At 38.1% G+C, this 4196-nt stretch carries 5 protein-coding genes; all 5 read right to left on the reverse strand.

Going from position 1 to position 4196, the window contains the following annotated elements:
- Positions 1-190: 190 nt before the first annotated feature.
- Positions 191-1843 (reverse strand): Ig-like domain-containing protein, encoded by a 1653-nt coding sequence (locus tag L6N96_05695; GenBank protein MCP8323651.1) that lies wholly within the window; start codon positions 1841-1843, stop codon positions 191-193.
- 333 nt (positions 1844-2176) lie between these two features.
- Positions 2177-2443, reverse strand: coding sequence for a type II toxin-antitoxin system RelE/ParE family toxin (locus L6N96_05700; GenBank protein MCP8323652.1), 267 nt, complete (start codon positions 2441-2443; stop codon positions 2177-2179).
- Complete coding sequence (locus tag L6N96_05705; GenBank protein ID MCP8323653.1) at positions 2440-2658, reverse strand: hypothetical protein; 219 nt, start codon at positions 2656-2658, stop codon at positions 2440-2442. Before L6N96_05705 ends, L6N96_05700 begins: the two co-directional genes overlap by 4 nt.
- Positions 2659-2958: 300 nt before the next feature.
- Positions 2959-3738: an alpha/beta hydrolase gene (locus L6N96_05710; GenBank protein ID MCP8323654.1), complete on the reverse strand. Its 780-nt coding sequence runs from the start codon at positions 3736-3738 to the stop codon at positions 2959-2961.
- A gap of 144 nt (positions 3739-3882) precedes the next feature.
- Positions 3883-4196, reverse strand: a 314-nt coding sequence (locus L6N96_05715) for a hypothetical protein (protein ID MCP8323655.1), incomplete at its 5' end; no start/stop codon positions are given.

The raw sequence follows: 4196 nt of genomic DNA on the forward strand, positions 1-4196 counted from the left end.
GCTACACTACTATATAAATTAAACGCTTTATAGTAGCTATTCTAACTAAAAATCAAGTATAATGTAGTTGACGAAGTCTCGCTTCAAAAAAATCTATAGACGGTTATATAGTTGGCATGCTCCAAAGATGAGCTGTGAGGCATAGCAAGGTGGTGGATACTACAAAATAGGCTAGCGCCACTCATTCGGCTTATGTGTTTTTCTTTTTCTGGAGTCTTGCGCGTCTGTATAAGACCACTATTACGATAGAAACGAGCGCAACAATAACAACGAGGGCGATCCAGTACTTTTTCAGGAATCCTTGCAGGTTTAACAGTTGGTATCCCCGTATCATTTCAGGAGTAGTCAGATTCGCATTTGTATGCTTTAGTGAAAGTTCACCTGCTACACCATAATCGCGCTGAGTAATCTCATATTTAATAAGGATTCCCGTGCTGTAATCCCACCAAAATTCATAACGTTTGTGCCAGTTTAAAGAGAAGGCAGGATTCTCAGACGTTTTCGGGTCCCATGAATCATACTGAATAAGATATGCCGCTACGTAAATACTTCCGTTATATTCATATTCCTTCAATATAACGTCGTTATTCTCCTGTATTAAAGCTTCAGGATAAATCCAAGGCCAGAGGTCATCAGATGTTAAGGTGTCTATTTTCCCATTGAACTCGACCTTTAAGCTTTTCTCATAAATCGCAAGAATCTCTAGTTCGTAGGTATGAACGCCGAACATAACGTCACCGGGAGAAACTGGCGGCCGGTACCACTGCATTTCATTACCAACTCTTAAGTTGCCCCAATACGGTTCTATAGGTTCTTCAAGGGCGACATTGTTCACTGAGACTGTTATAGCATCTGAGTTTGTATTACCAAAATTATCATATGCGGTGATTTTAACAGTGCATTTTCCATTACTAACAGAGGTGCTGTCCCAGTCGTAGGCATACATGTTATTCGATGGGTTGGTGTCTGTATACGCTAAGGAACCATCGATGTAGAAGTCTACCTTGTCTATACCATCGGCATCCTTGGCATAGGCGAAAATGGTGATGATACCCTGAACCGTATCGCCGCTACTGGGAGTGGTTATTTCAACGCTCGGTCGCGATTCTGCCACTAGATCAATTTTATAGATCTTATCGTCATCGTTGTCGATAATCCATAAGTAGTGACCATCCCAAGCCAAATCACTTACCCCCTTATCAGGATAAGAAAAGGAATCTTTAACAGCACCTGTGGATGGGCTTACCTTGTAAATAATTGCATTGGAACGCATCGAAGAACGTGAAACTGTAGCGATCCAGAGGTAGTGTCCATCCCAGGCCAATCCCTCTGGGTTATTTCCGGGAGAATCAAAGGATTTGATCACCTCACCAGTAGACGGATTAATCCTGTTAATTTTATTTTCCTCATAATCGGAGTGCCACAAGGATTGTCCATCCCAGGCCAACCCTCCTGGGTGGTACTTTCCTGGAGACTCAAAGGATTTGATCACCTCACCAGTAGACGGATTAATCCTGTATATATCGCCAGTAAACGCCCAGAGGGATGATTCACCCCAGGTCAAGTCGCTTAGATGCCATTTTGGAGAAAATTCGATGGAAGTGACTACCTCACCAGTGGACGGATTGAGCTTGTAAATTTTATGATCCTCGTTATCGGCGTTCCAGAGATAGTTTCCATCCCAAGCCAACCCATCTGGGTCTTCTCCTGGAGGATCAAAGGACTCTACAATGTCAACACCTTGTACTTCGGTTGTACAGAAAACAAGGATGTTTGCAGATACGAAAAACAAAGCAACAAATAGTATAACGAGAATGCGCTTCTGTTTGGTATGTTTTGTCAATCGAATTTACCTCATACTTCATCTCTCAAAGTGAATTCGTTCATATGGGCGTACACAATTCCAGCACGAAAAAATAGGTGGTATATCCAGCGCAAAAAAAACAGAAATAGGTTGTATATTATTGTATTATTATATCGCCGTATAATTTGTAGAGTCATCAATATAAAGCTTTCGGGTGATCGCATTCTTATTAATCCGATATATGAATGAGTTTTCGCCATCTCATCCTAAAAAACGCGATTCTACTGGTTAAATTAGTTTTACGTAGCTATATCAACTATTAATCAATAATTCACGCAGGTGTTTTGAAAAATTGTGTCTTAGGGATTGAAGTCATTTATACACATGCTTTCTTCTCTCAAGTTTTAGAACTAGAACTAACATTTCCTCTTTGTCAATTTCATAAACAAGGCGAAAATCTCCTAAACGAACTCTAAAACGGTGATCGTATCCTTTCAATTTTTTAATGTCGAATCTTTTATATGGAAGTGGGAACTCTTTTAGAGTTTCTAAAAAATCAGCAAATCTTTTTTGATGAGATTTTTCCAAATCGACTAAGGCTTTGGCTACTTTTTGATGTATTATGATTTTAAAACTCATAAGTCAAGCCTTGCCTTAAATTTTTCCCATTCAACACCTTTCTCTCTTGTTTCTTTAGCTAGTTTATCCAATTCTTCAGCGTCTTCCATACTAATCTCTTCTTCTCCAATTAGTGCAAGCTCTATAAATTCGATTTTATCGGTTAGTTTTTTTATCACATCTCTTATTACCTTGAGCTCTTCGTAAATTGCCCTAAGATTGACATCTTCTACCATCACATATCACTTCAATTATGCCCTAATCCCCTTGCATCAAATTAACTTATCTTTGTTAAATAACTTTCTCTAAAACTCTACAACACTATAAATTAAAACGCTTTATAGTAGCTATTTTAACTAAAACTCAATACTCATGCAATTAATTTTTAGAAATAACAAGACAAAAAAAGTAAATAGTTTATTCGATTTTTTCTTCGATAGGCTTGCTTTTGAACTGCAATTCAAAAGAAGTTGTCATCTTTGATTCGTTTGTAGTTCTAAGGGTTAATCAATCGCAACCTGAAATTTGGGAAAAAATTAGTGTTTTGATAAAAATTCCATAACTGCAGCATTAAACTCTGTGGGTCTTTCCAAAGGAAGAAAATGCCTGGCATCTTTAATAACTATTACTTGAGAATTCTGAATTTGCTTTACCATTTCTTCTTTAACAGAAACTGGAGTATAATCTTCATCAGATGCAAGAACTAATGTGGGACATTTAATTGTATGAAGTTGGTCAGCAACATTCCATCCTGCGATTGATTTCAAAGCATTTATATAGGCTTCCTGATTATTTTCCGCCCATCTCTCAACGAACTTCTTACGTAATTCTTCATGCTCAGGTTTTATAAACAGGGCAGGAGCTAATACTTCGCCCATGCCTCTCATCCCTCTAGATTTAATAGCTTTTATCCTGTCACTTTTAATTTTTTCAAGCAATGCAAGATCTCTAGATACAGCATCTGTATTTGCGATTACAAGAGTTTTAATTAGTTCTGGATAATCAATTGTGAGTTGAATAGCAATCATTCCACCTAAAGATAGTCCTAAGGCATTTACAGAAGTGAATCCCAATGACATCACCAGTTCAGCGATATCTTTCGCAAATTTTGATATACTGTATGGTCCCTTAGGTTTATCTGTTTGTCCATGCCCACGAATATCCACGGTAATAACTTGATATTTTTGAGAAAAAATAGGAACTTGTTCTTCCCAATCTCGTGTGCTAGAGCCTAACCCATGAACAAGTAATAACGGCTCACCTTCACCAGTGATTTCATAATATATTTCTATATCGCCTATCAACCTTTCTGGCATAATTCTGTGTCCCCCTCTTCTTATTTTTTCCAAAATCATGTACAGTGTAGAACTTCTATAAAAAATTTTTAGAAGTTTTCCAACAACTTTTTCAAAGGAAAGTTAAAGAAGTCGTCATCTTTAATTCGTTAGGAGTTCTAAGGGTTATTCGTCCTTAAACTCAAAGACAAATTCGCAGTAGAGGTCTCCTCTTGGTCGTGCCTTTGTGAGTTTCAAAGCTATCTTAGTATTAACTGCCGTAATTCCTTCTTCTGTCCATATTTGGCAAGCGGGATCGCAAGCTCTATGCTCAGAATCTACCTCAAACTCGTTATACAACTCCCAGGTCGGACATTCAGTCGTTCTGAGTACGACTCTTTCTGGGGTGGCTTCAACAATTCCACCCTTCAACTCAGGACCCTTCAATAATTGTGCAGCGACAATGATTAAATTATGCGCTTCTATTGCATTCTCTACTG

The sequence above is a fragment of the Candidatus Methylarchaceae archaeon HK02M2 genome, from assembly GCA_024256165.1.
In the GTDB taxonomy this organism is placed as follows: domain Archaea; phylum Thermoproteota; class Nitrososphaeria; order Nitrososphaerales; family JACAEJ01; genus HK02M2.